Source organism: Micromonospora sediminimaris (assembly GCF_016863575.1).
Classification (GTDB): domain Bacteria; phylum Actinomycetota; class Actinomycetes; order Mycobacteriales; family Micromonosporaceae; genus Micromonospora; species Micromonospora sediminimaris.
Map to the genome: position 1 here is coordinate 75,039 of NZ_BOPD01000009.1, position 17,113 is coordinate 92,151.

Consider the following 17,113-nt stretch of genomic DNA (forward strand, 5'->3'; position numbering starts at 1 on the left):
GCCGCCGGGCGGCTGGGCACGACCCCTTGTGGTGGGGGGTGCGACGGTGCCGGTGTCCTCGGGGCGATCCCCCGGGGCACCGGCACCTGTGTTTCGGCCACCTATCGACCGGTTCAGCCGCTGGTGAGCTGGGCCGCGATCCGGGCGAGCCCGGCACGCAGTTCGGCCGCGTCCGGCACCGCCAGCGGGCCGGCGGCCCGGTCGTGCTCGGCCGCCTCCAACTCCTCCTCGTCGATGGTGTCCTCGTAGTCGCCGTAGAGGTCGGCCTGGTCCACCCGCGCCACCTCGTCCTGCGCGGCGAGTTGCGCGGCGGCGATCTCGCCCCGGATCTGCTCCAGCGACACCGCCGGCACCAGCGGTTCCACCACCGCCATCAGCTGTTCGTCGGCGACCACCGCCTCGGCCAACGCCAACGCGTGCGGTCGCTCGTACGGGCCGCACACCACCGGCTCCCACTCGTCGGCGTCACTGAGCGGACCGAACGTGATGATCCACGGCAGCTCCAGCATCGGCGAGTCGGCCGGCAGGTCCAACGTCACGAGTGCCCCCACGATCCCCATCATCGTCGGTGTCCGGGCAGGTGGGGGTGGGTTCGGCGGAACGTTCAGCCGGCCGGATCAGCGGCTCAGCCCGCCCCGCCGGGTGTGCCGGGATCGGTGTCCACGTCAAGGTCGACCGGCGGACGTCGACCGGCCAGGTCCACCGTCCGCCCGCGCCGGCTCGTCGCCGCCAGCGCGGCGCCGAAGAGCACCAGCTGGTTGAGCAGGTAGAGATAGACCAGCAGCCCGACGGCGGTGGCCACCACCGTGTACGCGGGGTTGTGTTCTACCCGGCCCACCCAGAACCGGCCGACGGTGTTGAGCAGGGTGATGCCGACCGCGACGATCAGCACCACCGGCCGCAGCCGGGACCGACTCATCCGCACCCGAGGGACCGCAACCAGCAGCAGCGTGGCCAGTACCGCGTTGACCAGCACGCTGAGCAGCGCACTGACCGTGGTGAGCGCAAACGAGCCGGTGCTGCGCAACAGGAACCGCAGCAGCGTCTCCAACGCGTCCACGGCCGCCACCGAGAGGCCAAGCAGCACGAAGACGACCAACAGCACACCCAGGTCGACCAGGCGGCGCACGACCAGGTTGCCCGGGTGCTGGTTGAGCCCGTGGATCAGCCGCTGCGAGGAACGGATCGCCTCCACCCAGCCGATCCCGGTCAACACCAGGATCAACAGACCGACCACCCCGGCGGTGCCGCTGCTGTCGGCGACCTGGGCCGGATCGAGGAACGGCAGGTTCTCGCCGAGGAACTCCTCCGCCGCCGCGCTCACCTCGTAGTTGTCCTCCAGTATCGCGCCGAAGATCGCGTACGCGACCAGGGCCAGCGCGAAGACCGCGAAGAAGCCGTAGTAGGCGATCGCGGCGGCCAGCCGGCCGCCCTGGAGATCGGTGTAGAGCACCCCGGCACGCCACAGGTGACCGAAGGCAGGGGAGCGGCGGCGCGCGGCGGTCAGCCGACTGTCGACGGCCGCCTCGACCCGCCCCAGAACGTTCACGTCGTCATCCTCACCGATCCGTCGTCGCCGTGTCAGAGGTACCCGACGTGCCGGCCGGGGCGGTCAGCCGCCCAGTCGGAAGTCCCGGCGTGGCTGCCAGCGCGCCTGCCCGCTGTGCGAGAAGAGGGTGAAGTGGTCCACCTCGAACATCGCGGAGAAGTCCGCCAGGTCCTCGTACGCCTTGTCCAGGGCCTCCGGCGCGACGTCCTGAGCGACCGTCACATGCGGATGGTAGGGAAACCGAAGCTCCCGGCGTAGCTGCGGGGCGGCGTTGATCGCGGCGGCGAGCAGTTCGCATTCGCTGATGCCGGCGGCGACCGCGACGAACACCACCTGGGTCACCGGCCGGAAGGTACCGGTGCCGCGCAGATGCAGGCTGAACGGTAGATGAGCGGCGGCAACCCGGGCGAGGTGCCGCTCCACGGCCGGCAACCCGCTCACCGGGATCTCGGTCGGCCCGAGCAGGGTGACGTGGGCCGGCACCGCGTTCGGGTCACCGGCCTCCAGCCGACGCCGGGTCAGCAGACTGCCCCACGGCTCCGGAATGTCGACCGCGATGCCGATCTGGACGCTGTCACCGACCGCTGGCGCTTCGGTCCCCTGCTCCACGCTGCACGCCACCCCTCCGGCCATCGGCCCCTGCCCGCACCGCCGCCCCCGCTCGGACGCTCACTCGCCGCGTACGGGTGGAAAGAAACCGACCCGCTCGTACGCGGTCCGCAATGTCGGTGCCGCCACCGCGCGGGCCTTCTCCGCGCCGGCGGCGAGGAGCTTGTCCAACTGGGCGGGGTCGTCGAGATACGAACGGGTGCGCTGCTGGATCGGGCTGACGAATTCCCGGACCACCTCGGCGAGGTCCTTCTTCAGGTCGCCGTAGCCCTTACCGTCGTACGCCGCGACCAGGTCGTCGATGCCCCGACCGCTCAACGCCGAGAAGATGGTGAGCAGGTTTGAGATACCCGGCTTGGTGGCCTCGTCGAAGACGATCTCCCGGCCGGTGTCGGTGACCGCCGACCGGATCTTCTTCGCCGAACGCGCCGGGTCCTCAAGCAGGTCGACGATGCCGCCCGGCGAGGAGGAGGACTTCGACATCTTGGCGGTCGGGTCCTGCAAGTCGGTGATCTTCGCCGTGGCCTTGACGATGTGCGGTGCCGGGACCGTGAAAGTCCGGCCGAACAGCGAGTTGAACCGCTGCGCCAGATCCCGGGAAAGCTCCAGGTGCTGGCGCTGGTCCTCGCCGACCGGTACGGCGTTGGCCTGGTAGAGCAGGATGTCGGCGGCCTGCAGGATCGGGTAGGTGAACAGGCCGACGCTGGCCCGCTCGTTGCCCTGCTTCTGCGACTTGTCCTTGAACTGGGTCATCCGGCTGGCCTCGCCGAACCCGGTGATGCAGCCCAGCACCCATGCCAGCTGGGCGTGCTCGGGCACCTGGGACTGCACGAACAGGGTGCAGCGTTCCGGATCCAGGCCGACCGCGAGCAGCTGCGCGGCGGCCACCCGGGAACGCTGGTGCAGCACCTTCGGATCGTGCCCGGCGGTGATGGCGTGCAGGTCGACCACGCAGTAGAAAGCGTCGTGCGACTCCTGCAACGCCACCCAGTGCCGCACCGCGCCGAGGTAGTTGCCGAGATGGAACGAATCGGCCGTCGGCTGGATGCCGGAAAAGACGCGGGGGCGGACGGGAACGTCGGACATGCCGGCAATTCTGTCAGCTGGCCCGGCGTACGTCATGACGGGCCGGCGGGTCGGGCCCGGTCGGCCGCCGGGACCACCTCGCGCCGCTGCTCGGGCAGGCGCGCGACGGTGACCGCCAGCCGGGCCACCCGTCGACCCTCCAGGGTCAACACCCGGAGCAGCCAGCCGCCGGCCGACGTCTGCGCCGACTCGGCGGGGACCGGTATCTCGTCACCCGGCGCCGGCAGCCGTCCCAGCGCGGCCATCACGAACCCGCCCACCGTCTCGTACGGACCCGTCGGCAGGGCAACGCCCGTGCGTTCGGCGAAGTCGGCGAGATTGAGCCGACCGTCCACCACCGCCGGCAGCCCGGTGTACGCGGGCTCGGGGACGTCCGCGTACTCGTCATGGATCTCACCGACGAGTTCCTCGATCAGGTCCTCGCAGGTGACGATGCCGGCGGTGCCGCCATACTCGTCGACCACCACCGCCAGGTGATGCCCCTCCCGTCGCATCTCGGTCAACGCGGCGAGCACCCGTTTACTGGCCGGCAGCCGCTTGACCTCGCGAGCCAGTTGACCGACCGTGGTGCCCGGCGCCCGGTCCGGGCCGAGCAGCAGGTCTCGCAGATGCACCACACCGACCACGTCATCGTGGGTGCCGTCGACCACCGGGTAGCGGGTGTGCGGACCGGCCCGCACCAGCGGCTCCGCCTCGGCGATCGTCAGCGCCGCGGAGAGGAACACCACCTCGGTGCGGGGCATCATCACCTCGCGTACCAGGCTCGCACCGGCCACCAGCACGTCGTCGATGATGCGCTGCTCCACCGGATCCAGGACCGTGTTGGCGGCGACCAGGTCCCGCAGTTCCGCCATACTGATCCGTTCCCGGCCGGCGGTCGGGCCGGCACCGAGCAGGTCGGTGACGAGCCGCAGGGCACCGTCGGCGGCCCGGACCACGACCCGGGCGACCGCTCTGGCCACAGGTCCCGGCTGACGGCGGTGCGGGTCGTGGCCACGCCGTCGGGGTATGCGCCGACGCGAGGCCCGCATGGGAGTGATGGTAGCCAGCCCCGGGCCGTAGGGTGACCACCAAGGCCGCGACCGTGTTGGCCAGGCGGGAGGAACGACGTGAAACTGCTCGTCACCGGCGGGGCCGGTTTCATCGGCAGCGTGGTGACCCGGATGCTGCTCGACGCCGGGCACGAGGTGGTCGTGCTGGACGACCTGCGCACCGGTCACCGGGCCGCGCTCGCCCCCGACGCCACCCACGTCGAGGCCGGCATCCACGACGCGGCCAGGGTGCTCACCCCGCAGGCCGGCTTCGACGGGGTACTGCACTTCGCCGCGCTGATCGCCGCCGGCGAGTCGATGGTCGCCCCCGAGCGGTACTGGCACAACAACACCGTCGGCACCCTGGCGCTTATCGACGCGGTGCGGGCCGCCGGCGTGCCGCGGCTGGTGTTCTCGTCCACCGCCGCCGTCTACGGCAATCCCACCGAACTGCCCATCACGGAGACCGCCGTCAAGGCCCCCACCAACACGTACGGGGCGACGAAGCTCGCCGCCGACATGATGCTCACCGCCGAGGCGATCGGACACGGCCTGGCCGCCGTCTCGCTGCGCTACTTCAACGTCGCCGGTGCTCACCTCGACGGTGACGTGGTACTGGGCGAACGACACGACCCCGAGACCCACCTCATCCCGATCGCGCTGGAGGTGGCCGCCGACCGGCGGGACAAGCTGCAACTCTTCGGCGACGACTACCCCACCGTCGACGGCACCTGCGTCCGCGACTACATCCACGTCTCCGACCTGGCCCGGGCCCACCTGCTCGCCCTGGACGCGGCGACCGGCGGACAACACCGCATCTACAACCTCGGCAACGGCAACGGTTTCACCAACCGGCAGGTGGTCGAGGTCGTCCGCGAGGTCACCGGGCACCCGGTGCCGGTCGAGGTGGCGCCCCGCCGCGAGGGCGACCCGGCCGAACTGGTCGCCTCCTCCGCCCTGGCCCGCGCCGAACTGGGCTGGGAACCCCGCAAACCCACCCTGCACGACATGGTCACCGACGCCTGGGCCTTCTACCGCGCGCAGGTTCTGGACCGCCCGTGACCATCCACCCCGACGAGGTGGCCGACCGCGCCACCACCTGCTTCCAGCACGCGTACGGTCGGGCACCCGCCGGCCGCTGGGCGGCTCCCGGCCGGGTCAACCTGATCGGCGAGCACACCGACTACAACGACGGGTTCGTGCTGCCGTTCGCGCTCCCGATGCGTACCGTCGTCGCGGCTTCGCCGCAGCCGACCGGCAGCTGGACGGTCTGCTCCGAGCTGACCGGCGAGACGGTCAGCTTCGGCACCGACGAGGTGACCCGCCCCGGCGGAGTGACCGGCTGGGCGGCGTACGTGGCCGGCGTGGTGTGGGCGCTGCGGGAGGCGGGACACCCCGTGCCCGGCGCCCGGCTGGCCATCGCCTCCGACGTGCCGCTCGGCGCCGGGCTCTCCTCCTCGGCCGCACTTGAGGCTGCTGTGCTCGCGGCGCTTGTCGACCTGGGCGGGTTGGCGCTGCCGGCCGAACAGCAGCCCCGGCTGGCCCAGCGCGCCGAGAACCAGTACGTCGGCGCGCCCACCGGCATCATGGACCAGTCGGCGGTGATCCGCTGCCGGACCGGACACGCCCTCTTCCTCGACTGCCGCACCGAGCAGGTCGAACACATCCCGTTCGACCTCGACGGTGCCGGCCTCGCGATCCTGGTGATCGACAGTCGAGCCCCGCACCGGCACGCCGACGGCGAGTACGCGGCCCGCCGCGCCAGCTGTGAGAAGGCAGCCGCGCTGCTCGACGTACCCGCCCTGCGTGACGTGCCGCCCGCCAACCTCGACGACGCGCTCGCCCGGCTCCCCGACGACGAGACCCGCCGCCGGGTTCGTCACGTGGTCACCGAAAACCAGCGGGTACTCGACACCGTGGCGCTGCTGCGCGACGGGCAGGTCCGGCAGATCGGGCCGCTGCTCACCGCCTCGCACGCCTCCATGCGGGACGACTTCGCCATCACCGTCCCCGAGGTGGACGTCGCGGTCGAGGCCGCGCTGGCCGCCGGGGCGCTCGGCGCGCGGATGACCGGTGGTGGCTTCGGCGGCTGCGTGCTGGCCCTGGTCGAGGCCGACCAGTCCGACCGGGTCGCCGCCGCCATCACCGCCGCCTACGCCAACCGCGCCTTCACCACCCCCACCGTCACCCCCGCCACCCCCGCCTCCGGCGCCACCCGCCTGCACTGACCCCACTACGCGTTGATCAAGAAGTTTTGGTCGGGATCGCGCGCGATCCCGACCAAAATTTCTTGATCAACTAGAGAGTCACCGGGTTCGGGTCAGGGGGTTTCGACGATCATGCCGGCGCCGACGGTGCGGTTGGTGGCCTCGTCGATGACGATGAACCCGCCGGTGGTGCGGTTACGGCGGTACTCGTCGGCCAGCAGCGGGATGGTGGTCCGCAGGCGGACCCGACCGATCTCGTTGAGCCGCAACTCGTTGGCCGACTCGTCGCGGTGCAGCGAGTTGATGTCGAGACGGTAGTGCAGGCCCCGCACGATGGCGCGCGCCGCACGGGTCGTGTGCTTGATCGAGTACTTGCCGCCCACCTGCAACGGACGCGTCTCGTCCATCCAGCAGACCATCGCCTCGATGTCCTGCGCCACCGCCGGCGCGTTGTTCGGCCGGCAGATCATGTCACCACGCGAGATGTCGATCTCGTTCTCCAGGCGTACCGTCACCGACATCGGCGGGAACGCCTCCGCGACCGGCCCGTCGGCGGTCTCCACCGCGGCGATCCGGCTGGTGAAGCCCGAGGGCAGCACCATCACCTCGTCACCCGGCTTGAGCACCCCCGAGGCCACCTGACCCGCGTAACCCCGGTAATCGGTGACCGTGGTCGACTGCGGGCGGATGACGTATTGCACCGGGAAGCGGACGTCGACCAGGTTACGGTCGCTGGCGATGTGCACCCGCTCCAGGTGATGCAGCAATGCCGGGCCTTCGTACCAGGGCATGTTCTCCGAGCGGCTGACGATGTTGTCGCCCCGCAACGCGGAGATCGGCACCACCGTCAGATCCGGCACGTCCAGCTTCGCGGCGAACGCGGTGAACTCGTCGGCGATCCGCTCGAAGACCTCCTGCGAGTAGTCGACCAGATCCATCTTGTTGACGCAGAGCACCAGGTGCGGCACCCGCAACAGCGAGCAGAGGAAGGCATGCCGGCGGGACTGCTCGACCAGCCCCTTGCGGGCATCCACCAGGATCAGCGCCAGGTCGGCGGTGGAGGCCCCGGTGACCATGTTCCGGGTGTACTGGATGTGCCCGGGGGTGTCGGCGATGATGAACTTGCGCCGAGGCGTGGCGAAGTAGCGGTACGCCACGTCGATGGTGATGCCCTGCTCCCGCTCGGCCCGCAGGCCGTCGGTGAGCAACGCCAGGTTGGTGTACTCGTCACCGCGGGCCGCGCTGACCGCCTCGACCGCCGCCAACTGGTCGGTGAACAGCGACTTCGTGTCGTAGAGCAGCCGACCGATCAGGGTCGACTTGCCGTCGTCCACACTCCCGGCCGTGGCGAAACGCAACAGATCCATCGGTCGGCCCTCGGCCACGGGAGCGGCGTCCAGGGTCTCGGTGCTCATCAGAAGTAGCCCTCCCGCTTGCGGTCCTCCATCGCGGCCTCGCTGACCCGGTCGTCACCCCGGGTCGCGCCACGCTCGGTGATCCGGGTCGCGGCGACCTCCTCGATGACCTTCTCGACCGTGTCCGCGTCCGAGCGCACCGCCGCCGTGCAGGAGGCGTCGCCCACCGTGCGGTACCGCACCCGGGCCTTGAACCGCTCCTCACCGGCCCGCGCCGGCAGGAACTCGTTCACCGCGTAGAGCATCCCGTCACGCTCGACCACCTCACGCTCGTGCGCGTAGTAGATCGACGGCAACTCGATCCGCTCGCGGGCGATGTAGTGCCACACGTCCAACTCCGTCCAGTTGGACAGCGGGAACACCCGGATCGACTCGCCCGGATGATGCCGGCCGTTGTAGAGCGCCCACAGCTCCGGCCGCTGGTTCTTCGGATCCCACTGGCCGAACTCGTCCCGGAAGCTGAACATCCGCTCCTTCGCCCGGGCCTTCTCCTCATCCCGCCGTGCCCCGCCGAAGAGGGCGTTGAACCGGTGCTTCTCCACCGCCTCCAGCAACACCGGCGTTTGGATCCGGTTACGCGTCCCGTCCGCGGACTCCCGGACCAGACCACTGGCCAGGGCCTCCGGCACGCTGGCCACCACCAGTTGCAGGCCCAGCTCGGCCACCCGCCGATCGCGGTAGTCGAGCACCTCCGGGAAGTTGTGACCCGTGTCGACGTGCATCACCGGGAACGGAATGTGACCCGGCGCGAACGCCTTCTGCGCCAGCCGGAGCATGACGATCGAGTCCTTGCCACCGGAGAAGAGCAGCACCGGCCGCTCCAACTCGGCGACCACCTCGCGCATCACGAAGATGCTCTCCGCCTCCAGCGCGTCGAGATGGGTGACCTGGTACGCAGCGCTGGTCATGACACCGGCTCGATTCGCTCGGTCATCCGCTTTCCAGACCTTTCCGGTCGGGGATGTCAGGAAGTAGCGACAGGCTACCCGCAATGCCGATGCAACGCCGCAAGTAACCGGCTGGCGAGATCCTTACGGCACACCAACAGGTCCGGCAGGCGCGGATCCGCCTCGTTGTATTTCAGCGCAGAACCATCGATCCGGGAAGCGTGCAGTCCGGTGGCCGTCGCCACAGCGACCGGCGCCGCCGAATCCCACTCGTACTGCCCGCCGGCATGGATGTACGCATCCACCTCACCTGTCACCACCGCCGCGATCTTCGCCCCGGCCGAGCCCATCGGCACCAACTGCGCCCCGACCTCCTCCGCGAGATCGGTCAGGAACACCGGCGGCCGACTGCGGCTGGCCGCCAACCGCAACCGCCCCGCACCGCCCGCCGTCGCCGCCTCCGGCGTCATCGGTGGATAGGCCGGGGGCAGATCCGTACCCAGCACCCGATGCTGCGCCGGCAGCCCGACCGCGCCGGCGACCAGACCATGCGAGGTGGTGGCGTTACGCGCCCAGAGCGCCACGTGCACCGCCCAGTCCGCGCGCCCCTCCTCGCTGAACTCCCGCGTACCGTCCAACGGGTCGATGATCCAGACCCGGTCGGCGGTCAACCGCGAAACCGCGCCGGTGTTCACCTCGGCCGCCCACGCCAGCCGGGAACCCTCGTCCTCCTCGGAGAGCACCGCGTCACCCGGGCGCCACTTCGCCAATTCGGTACGGATCAGGTCATGCGAGACCTTGTCTCCCGCCGACTTCAACGCACCGGCATCGGCGAACCCCATCTCCGCCCGCAGGCCCAGCAGCGCCTGCCCGGCACGATCCGCCAGCCACCGCGCGAACGCCCCGTCGATCATCGGTGGACCGCTCATGCTTCCGCTCCCGTCGCCACGATCCGCGTACGCCGAGCGGCCGGCCCCCGCCCCGACCGCCGAACCCGCAGACTACCGGGCCACCGGCGGACCCGACCGCCGCAGTTCGCCCCCGAAACGTGTGTCGGAACCTCCGTGACGCCGAGGCCGACGTCGAGCGAGCTCCCCGGCACCTGCGCTAGACCCCGTGATAGAGGTTCTGAGTCGGCTCCACACCCCGGCTGACCACGGATTCCACCACGTCCGCGGCGCGGTCCACCAGAAAGTCCAACTCCTTGCGTTCCGCCGTGCCGAAATCCGACAGCACATAGTCCGCCGGATCCTGCCGCCCCGGCGGTCGACCGATCCCGAACCGCACCCGCACGTAATCCTTCGTGCCCAACGACTTCGACATCGACCGCAGGCCGTTGTGCCCGCCCTCACCACCGCCGCACTTGACCCGCACCTGGCCGTAGCCGATGTCCAGCTCGTCGTGCACCGCGATCACCCGACCCGGCGGCACCTTGTAGAACTGCGCCAGGCTGGCCACCGGCCCGCCGGACAGATTCATGTAGGTCAGCGGCTTGGCCAGCACCAGCTTCGGCCCGCCCAACCCCAGCCGCCCCTCCGCGACCTCCGCCACCGCCCGCCGATGCCGGCCGAACTTCCCAGCCAGCCGACCAGCCAGCAGGTCTGCGACCATGAACCCGACGTTGTGCCGGTTGCCCGCGTACTCCCGACCCGGGTTACCCAGGCCGACCACCAGCCACGGCCCGGTCTCGTCCGTCACCGCCCGCCCCTCCCGCTCGCGCCGGCGGCCAACCACCGCCCACGCCGCCGATCATCCGATACGCCGACAGGCGCCCCCGAAGAACCCGGGGACGCCTGCCGCAGAACTGAGAGGCTGTCAGGCCTCGGTACGAGCCTCGGTGCCCGCCTCGCCCTCGGCGGACGGTGCCTCGGCAGCGCCCTCGGTGACCTCGCCGACCTCGGCCTCGGCCTCCTCGGTGGCCTCCTCGACCTCGGGCAGCGTCGACTCCAGCTGCTCGGCGGTCGGCGCGGCGGTGATCGAAGCGATCAACATCTGCGGGTCACCGGCCAGCTCCACACCCGCCGGCAGCGTCACGTCAGCGGCGGTGACCTGGGAACCCGGCTCGGCGCCCTCGATCGAAGCCTCCAGGTGATCCGGCACCTTGGTCGCGTCGGCGCTCACCGAGAGGGTGTCGTGGTCGTGCACGATCAGCGTGTCGCGCGCGGCCTCACCCGTGAGCTGGACCGGGACATCCACGGTGACCTTCTCGCCGCGACGCACCAGCAGCAGGTCGACGTGCTCGAAGGTGTCCTTGATCGGGTCCCGCTGGATCGCCTTCGGCAGCGCCAGCGCCTGCGTGCCGTCGCTGATGTCCAGCGCGAGGAGCTGGTTGGCACCACCGTTACGAATGGCCGCCGCGAACTCGCGGGCCGGCAATGCGATGTGCTTGGGCTTCTCGCCATGGCCGTACAGCACGGCGGGCACCATGCCGGCCCGGCGGGTACGGCGGGCACCACCCTTGCCGAACTCGGTGCGGGGCTCGGCGCTGATCTTTACCTCGGACACGGGGAAACTCCTGATGCTTCGCTGCGGCAGCTTGTCGTCTGGCGGTGCTGGGCGGGGGGCTCGCAGGGGCTCATGCGTCAGCAGACTGCCCGGAGCACCGCGTCGATCACGGTGCCTCCGTGCGGCGCTTCTCAGCAGCCCGCAGGGCACCCTCGCCGTGGCAACCGCACCAGTCTACCCGAGCGGTTTCCCGGGTTTCCGGCAGTCCCCGTACCCGCCCGGACACCCCGCCCAGCCGACTCAGTCGTGAATCGCGCTCAGCTCAGCCCACCGAAAAGCGTGGTCACCGAGCCGTCGTCGAAGACCTCGCGGATCGCCCGGGCCAGCAGCGGTGCGATCGACAGCACGGTGAGCTTGTCGAGCTGCTTCTCCGGCGGCAGCGGGAGCGTGTTGGTCACCACGACCTCGCTGATCGGGCTGTTCTTCAACCGCTCCGTCGCCGGGTCGGACAGCAACGCGTGGGTGGACGCCACGATCACGTCCGCCGCCCCCGACTCCTTCAGGATGTCCGCCGCCCGGCAGATCGTGCCACCCGTGTCGATCATGTCGTCGACGATCAGGCAGACCCGATCCTCGACCTCACCGACCACCCGGTTCGCCACCACCTGGTTCGGCTTCATCGGGTCCCGGGTCTTGTGGATGAACGCCAGCGGGCAACCACCCAGCCGGTCCGTCCACCGCTCGGCCACCCGTACCCGGCCCGAGTCCGGCGCGACCACCGTCATCGGCCGGCCCGCGTACTTGCGCTCCACATACTCGGCCAGGATGTCCATCGCGAAGAGGTGGTCCACCGGGCCGTCGAAGAAACCCTGGATCTGCGCGGTGTGCAGGTCCACGGTGAGGATGCGGTTCGCCCCGGCCGTCTTCAACAGGTCGGCGACCAGCCGCGCCGAGATCGGCTCCCGGCCGCGGTGCTTCTTGTCCTGGCGGGAGTACGGATAGAACGGCAGGACGACCGTGATCCGCTTGGCCGAACCACGCTTCAGCGCGTCCACCATGATCAGGGTCTCCATGACCCACGTGTTCACCCCGTGCGTGACCGACTGCACCACGAAGGCGTCCGAACCACGTACCGAGTCCTTGAACCGTACGAAGATCTCGCCGTTGGCGAACTCGTACGCGTCGGCCGGCGTCGGCGCGACGCCGAGCACCTCACCGATCTCCTTGGCCAACTCCGGAAAACCACGTCCGGAGAAGAGCATCAGGCTTTTGCGGTTTTCGGCGACGATGCTGCCCATGGGCCCGTCTGCTCCCGTATTCGGTCGGCGGTACCCGGCCTGCGGTGGTGGTCGGCCGGGGACTATTCGGTTGCAGTATCTCCCGGCCCGGGCGTACCGCCCACCGACTCGGCGGTGCCGTGGATTGCCTCACCTTCGCTTGCGGAGGGCGTCGCGGCCGGAGCACCCTGCCCACCCCGAAGGGCACGCTCGGCCGCCTCGGCGGAAGCAGTGCCCGCGCGCTTGCGCGCCACCCAGCCCTCGACGCTGCGCTGCGGCGCCCGGGTCAGCCCCAACGCCCCCGGCGGCACGTCCTTGCTGATCGCGCTACCCGCCGCCACGTACGCCCCGGCACCCACCTCGACCGGTGCGATCAGGCTCGTGTCGCAGCCCACGAACGCCGCCTCGCCGACCACGGTGCGGTGCTTGTTCACCCCGTCGTAGTTCACGAAGATCGTCGCCGCGCCGATGTTCGCCCGCGCTCCGATCGTGGCGTCACCCACGTACGACAGGTGCGGCACCTTTGCGCCGGCGCCCAGCTCGGAGTTCTTCACCTCGACGAAGGTGCCGACCTTCGACCGCTCCGCCAGCCGTGCGTCCGGCCGCAGGTACGCGTACGGCCCGACGCTGGCGCCCGGCCCCACCTCGGCACCGACCGCGTGGCTGCGCAGCACCGTCGCGCCGGGCCCGACCACCGTGTCGATCAACGTCACGTCCGGCCCGACCACCGCGCCGCTCCCGACCACCGAACCGCCACGTAGCTGGGTGTTCTGATCCACCACCGCGTCGCGGTCCAGGGCCACCGTCACGTCGATCCAGGTGGTGTCGGGGTCGAGCAGACTGACGCCGGCCCGCATCCACCGCTCGTTGACCCGGTCACGCAGCAGCCGGCGCAGCGCCGCCAGCTCCACCCGGTCGTTGCAGCCGAGCGTCTCGGTGTGGTCGACCGCCAGGTGCACCCCCACCGGCTCGCCGGCGGAGACCAGCATCTTGAAGACGTCGGTGAGGTACTCCTCGCCCTGGTCGTTGTCGGTCGACAGCTTGCCGAGCACGTCCCGCAGCCGGGTTGCGTCGAACGCGTAGATCCCGGCGTTGATCTCCCGGACAGCCAGCTGCGCGGGAGTGGCGTCACGCTGCTCGACGATCTGCTCCAACCGGCCCGCCGCGTCCCGCACGATGCGTCCGAGCCCGGTCGGGTCCGGCACCTCCGCCGCGAGCACGGTCGCCGCTGCGCCCTCGCTCTCGTGGGCCGCCACCAGCGCACCGACCGTCTCGGGTCGCAGCAACGGCACATCGCCGTTGAGCACCACCACCGTGCCGGTGACCTCCGGGGCGGCCTCCAGCGCGATCCGCACCGCGTGCCCGGTGCCGAGCTGCTCCGCCTGGTGCACCGCGGTGGCCTCGGGGGCGATCCCGGCGAGGTGGGCGCGGACCTGGTCGGCGCCGTGCCCGACCACCACCAGGGTGCGCGCCGCAGCCAGCGGATCGGCGGCGTTGAGCACGTGGCCCACCAGCGTCCGACCGAGCAGCGGATGCAGGACCTTGGGCAACGAGGACTTCATCCGCTTGCCCTCACCGGCGGCGAGTACGACGACGGTACGGGTGTGGGGCTCGGGCACGACGTGGCTCCCGTCGGAACGCGGACAGTCTCGCGGCCATGCTAACCAGACATCAGCCACAGATCAGCAAAAGCTCCCGGGAGAGGATTCGAACCCCTATAATCAGGACCAAAACCTGACGTCCTGCCATTAGACGACCCGGGACGGGCTAAAACGGACAAAAGCTGTCGCTAGCTGGACCCCTACACCTTAGCGTCCCGCCGTCCGGACGCCATCGGCCATGCCCTTCATGATCCCTTCGATCTTCCAATACAACCGGCGGGACCGAGGCACCTCGACACTCAGACAACCCCGATAGGACTCTCCCGTGTTGCGGCGCACGGTTGTCGGGCGATGTCGCTTCATGGTCGAGGGCTGGAACACCTCAGCCGACACACCGATCTGGTCGGCCCACCAGCCGACCGCCTCGGCGGCGTCGGCCGACTCGTGGATCGCGACCCGATAGCGCAGCGCCTCCCGCCGTTCGCCCAATGCCTCCACGAACTCAATGAACAGGGTGACCAACACGGGGTCGCTGTTCACGAAACGGACCCGGCAGTCGTGTGGCCGCCAGGGCTTGGCTTTGCTGCCCTCAGCCCAGTAGAGGGCCGCGCCGACCAGCACGAGGTCGCGGTAGCGCAGGTTCTTGACCCAAGCGGCGGCGGCGTCCACCGTCGCGGCCCGCGCGGCGTCGCGGGCCCGACGATGCTCATTCCACTGTGCATCAGTCATCAACTTCGAGTGGGCACGCCGGCGCTGGCGCTCCTCCTCGGGATCGCGTTCGAGCGGGAGGTGCCGGACCCAGAGGTAAGCCGTCGACCGGCTCACCCCGAGCTGCCGCGCGATCTCCGGCACCGGACGGCCCGACGAGCGCAGCGCCACCGCCTCCGCGCGCAGGTCGTCCTTTGCCCTGGGGCGTCGGACCCGGTCCGGCGCGGGGATGCCCCGCAGCATCTCGTAGATCCGGTTACGGCCGAGGCCGGTGCGAGCCCGGATCTCCCGGACCGACAGCTGCTCCTCGGTGCGCAGTCGGCGCACTTCGGTGGCGTCGAAACCAGTCATGGGGTGCAGGTTAGGACGAACGTACGACACATCAGGCATCCATTCGTGTCCCTGTCTGATGTGATCTACCGGGCCCTTAAGTTACGGTGACGTAGGCGTAGATTGCGAACCGATCGTCCCCTGCGAGGTGCCATGTCCGCCGCCGTTCTCGGCCCGCAGCCGACCAGTCCGAAGCCCCTCACCCAGGGCACCCAGTCACGCGGCATTCTGATCGCGCTGTGGTCCTTCGTGGTTATCCCGTTCGCGGCGCTGATCGCCGCCGTGCCGGTGGCCTGGGGTGGCTGGCTCAGCTGGGTCGACGTGGGCATCTCAGCCTTCTGGTACGTGCTGTCCGGCCTGGGCATCACGGTCGGCTACCACCGCTACTTCACCCATGGCTCGTTCAAGGCGAAGCGGTGGCTGCGCATCGCGATGGCCGCCTCGGGCTCACTCGCCGTGCAGGGCGAGATCATTCAGTGGGTGGCCGACCACCGGCGGCACCACGCCTTCTCCGACCTGGAGGGGGATCCGCACTCGCCGTGGCGGTTCGGCACCACCGTACGGGGTCTGATCAAGGGGTTGTTCCACGCGCACATGGGCTGGCTGTTCGGCCGGGAACTGTCCAACCGGGAGCGTTTCGCCCCGGACCTGCTGGCCGACCGGGACATCCGGCGGATGGACCGGTTCTTCCCGGTGCTGGTGATCGTGTCGGTGCTCGGGCCGGCGTTGATGGGCGGGTTGCTGACGTGGTCCTGGCAGGGCGCGTTGAGTGCGCTGTTCTGGGCCGGTCTGGTCCGCATCTCGTTGCTGCACCACGTCACCTGGTCGATCAACTCGGTGTGTCACGTGTACGGGGAGCGGCCGTTCATGATGCGCCACGGCGACCGGGCGGCGAACTTCTGGCCCCTCGCGCTGCTCTCCTTCGGGGAGAGCTGGCACAACCTGCACCATGCCGATCCGACGAGTGCCCGGCACGGTGTCCTGCGGGGGCAGATCGACATCTCGGCCCGGGTGATCTGGCTGTTCGAGAAGGTCGGGGCGGCGTGGGACGTGCGCTGGCCGAAGCCGGAACGGATCGCGGCGAAGCTGGCCAAGCCGGCGGCCTGAGACGCTCGCTTGGCGTTTGTGGTGGGCAGCGATCGTGACTTCCCACCACCACCCGGACGGTAACCGGGCGGCCAACCCGCAAGTTACCTGGCAGTATGTTCGGGTGACCGGGCGGAAAACAGGCAGCATCCCACGACAGGGCGTCACTGAGCGCCAGCGAGGTGACGAGATGGCCGAGACTTCCCACGTGGAGGGCGGCAAACGACGGCGGCCGGTGCCCGCCGCAGCGGCCAAGCCGACGTCCCGGGTACGCATGTCCGCCGCTCAGCGTCGCGAGCAGTTGATCTCGATTGGTCGGCAGATCTTCGCCGAGCGTGGCTTCGACGCCACCTCCATCGAGGAGGTGGCGTCGCGTGCGAAGGTTTCCAAGCCGGTGGTCTACGAGCACTTCGGCGGCAAGGAGGGGCTCTACGCGGTGGTGGTGGACCGGGAGGTCCGATCCCTGCTGGACCGGATCACCACGGCACTTACCGCAGGTCATCCGCGGGAGTTGCTGGAGCAGGCCGCGCTGGCCCTGCTCGGCTACATCGAGGAGGAGACCAGCGGGTTCCGGGTGCTGGTACGGGAGTCGCCGGTGCTCTCGGCGACCGGAAACTTCAGCAGCGTGATGAACGACGTGGCGCACCAGGTGGAGCACATTCTCGGCGCGGAGTTCTCCAGCCGCGGTTACGACCCGAAGCTAGCCGAGTTGTACGCGCAGGCGTTGGTGGGGATGGTCGCGTTGACCGGCCGATGGTGGCTGGAGGTGCGTAAGCCGCGCAAGGAGACGGTCGCCGCGCACCTGGTGAATCTTTCCTGGAACGGGTTGTCGCATCTGGAGGCCAAGCCGGGCCTGATCACCGCGTCCGGACGCTGACCGCC

Annotated in this window: 17 protein-coding genes and 1 tRNA gene; 4 read left to right on the forward strand and 14 right to left on the reverse strand. The window is 70.0% G+C overall.

Annotated elements, in window-relative coordinates; all coding sequences use genetic code 11:
* Positions 1 to 113: 113 nt before the first annotated feature.
* From Vse01_RS07400 to Vse01_RS07420, 5 genes are all read right to left on the reverse strand, one after another.
* A complete protein-coding gene (locus Vse01_RS07400) occupies positions 114 to 551 on the reverse strand; it encodes a hypothetical protein (RefSeq protein WP_093408568.1) in 438 nt (145 codons plus the stop codon).
* Positions 552 to 625: 74 nt separating this feature from the next.
* Positions 626 to 1,549 (reverse strand): YihY/virulence factor BrkB family protein, encoded by a 924-nt coding sequence (locus Vse01_RS07405; protein WP_093408187.1) that lies wholly within the window; start codon positions 1,547 to 1,549, stop codon positions 626 to 628.
* 63 nt (positions 1,550 to 1,612) lie between these two features.
* On the reverse strand, positions 1,613 to 2,182 hold the full coding sequence (locus tag Vse01_RS07410; RefSeq protein WP_093408189.1) for a 2'-5' RNA ligase family protein: 570 nt from the start codon (positions 2,180 to 2,182) through the stop codon (positions 1,613 to 1,615).
* A 36-nt stretch (positions 2,183 to 2,218) separates the two neighbouring features.
* The gene (gene trpS / locus Vse01_RS07415) at positions 2,219 to 3,244 is read right to left on the reverse strand and encodes a tryptophan--tRNA ligase (protein ID WP_093408192.1); all 1,026 of its coding nucleotides are present in this window, start codon (positions 3,242 to 3,244) and stop codon (positions 2,219 to 2,221) included.
* A gap of 32 nt (positions 3,245 to 3,276) precedes the next feature.
* Positions 3,277 to 4,275 carry a hemolysin family protein gene (locus tag Vse01_RS07420; RefSeq protein WP_093408194.1) on the reverse strand — a complete coding sequence of 333 codons (999 nt, stop codon included), beginning with the start codon at positions 4,273 to 4,275 and terminating at the stop codon, positions 3,277 to 3,279.
* A gap of 78 nt (positions 4,276 to 4,353) precedes the next feature.
* Here Vse01_RS07420 and galE point away from each other — a divergent pair, with 78 nt between their 5' ends.
* Positions 4,354 to 5,337, forward strand: coding sequence for a UDP-glucose 4-epimerase GalE (gene galE / locus Vse01_RS07425; protein WP_093408197.1), 984 nt, complete (start codon positions 4,354 to 4,356; stop codon positions 5,335 to 5,337).
* Positions 5,334 to 6,503 carry a galactokinase gene (gene galK, locus Vse01_RS07430; protein ID WP_093408199.1) on the forward strand — a complete coding sequence of 390 codons (1,170 nt, stop codon included), beginning with the start codon at positions 5,334 to 5,336 and terminating at the stop codon, positions 6,501 to 6,503. The genes galE and galK overlap by 4 nt, the downstream gene beginning before the upstream one ends.
* Before the next feature lie 92 nt (positions 6,504 to 6,595).
* Here the strand turns inward: galK and cysN are convergent, their stop codons facing one another.
* The 9 genes from cysN to Vse01_RS07475 form a co-directional block, all read right to left on the reverse strand.
* Positions 6,596 to 7,897 carry a sulfate adenylyltransferase subunit CysN gene (gene cysN, locus Vse01_RS07435; RefSeq protein ID WP_093408202.1) on the reverse strand — a complete coding sequence of 434 codons (1,302 nt, stop codon included), beginning with the start codon at positions 7,895 to 7,897 and terminating at the stop codon, positions 6,596 to 6,598.
* Positions 7,897 to 8,805, reverse strand: a complete 909-nt coding sequence (gene cysD, locus Vse01_RS07440; protein ID WP_093408204.1) for a sulfate adenylyltransferase subunit CysD — start codon at positions 8,803 to 8,805, stop codon at positions 7,897 to 7,899. The genes cysN and cysD overlap by 1 nt, the downstream gene beginning before the upstream one ends.
* Before the next feature lie 74 nt (positions 8,806 to 8,879).
* Entirely contained in the window at positions 8,880 to 9,713 is an 834-nt protein-coding gene (locus Vse01_RS07445) for an inositol monophosphatase family protein (RefSeq protein WP_093408207.1), read from the reverse strand.
* A 178-nt stretch (positions 9,714 to 9,891) separates the two neighbouring features.
* Positions 9,892 to 10,482, reverse strand: coding sequence for an aminoacyl-tRNA hydrolase (gene pth, locus Vse01_RS07450; protein WP_093408210.1), 591 nt, complete (start codon positions 10,480 to 10,482; stop codon positions 9,892 to 9,894).
* A gap of 117 nt (positions 10,483 to 10,599) precedes the next feature.
* The gene (locus Vse01_RS07455) at positions 10,600 to 11,289 is read right to left on the reverse strand and encodes a 50S ribosomal protein L25/general stress protein Ctc (protein WP_093408212.1); all 690 of its coding nucleotides are present in this window, start codon (positions 11,287 to 11,289) and stop codon (positions 10,600 to 10,602) included.
* Positions 11,290 to 11,546: 257 nt separating this feature from the next.
* Entirely contained in the window at positions 11,547 to 12,527 is a 981-nt protein-coding gene (locus tag Vse01_RS07460; RefSeq protein WP_093408215.1) for a ribose-phosphate diphosphokinase, read from the reverse strand.
* Positions 12,528 to 12,589: 62 nt separating this feature from the next.
* The gene (gene glmU, locus Vse01_RS07465) at positions 12,590 to 14,125 is read right to left on the reverse strand and encodes a bifunctional UDP-N-acetylglucosamine diphosphorylase/glucosamine-1-phosphate N-acetyltransferase GlmU (RefSeq protein ID WP_093408217.1); all 1,536 of its coding nucleotides are present in this window, start codon (positions 14,123 to 14,125) and stop codon (positions 12,590 to 12,592) included.
* Positions 14,126 to 14,198: 73 nt separating this feature from the next.
* Positions 14,199 to 14,269, reverse strand: a tRNA-Gln gene (locus Vse01_RS07470).
* A 45-nt stretch (positions 14,270 to 14,314) separates the two neighbouring features.
* Entirely contained in the window at positions 14,315 to 15,166 is an 852-nt protein-coding gene (locus tag Vse01_RS07475; RefSeq protein ID WP_093408221.1) for a helix-turn-helix domain-containing protein, read from the reverse strand.
* Between the two features lie 132 nt (positions 15,167 to 15,298).
* Here Vse01_RS07475 and Vse01_RS07480 point away from each other — a divergent pair, with 132 nt between their 5' ends.
* Both Vse01_RS07480 and Vse01_RS07485 read left to right on the forward strand, forming a co-directional pair.
* Positions 15,299 to 16,252 carry an acyl-CoA desaturase gene (locus tag Vse01_RS07480; RefSeq protein ID WP_093408223.1) on the forward strand — a complete coding sequence of 318 codons (954 nt, stop codon included), beginning with the start codon at positions 15,299 to 15,301 and terminating at the stop codon, positions 16,250 to 16,252.
* 169 nt (positions 16,253 to 16,421) lie between these two features.
* A complete protein-coding gene (locus tag Vse01_RS07485; protein ID WP_093408225.1) occupies positions 16,422 to 17,108 on the forward strand; it encodes a TetR/AcrR family transcriptional regulator in 687 nt (228 codons plus the stop codon).
* Positions 17,109 to 17,113 lie beyond the last annotated feature (5 nt).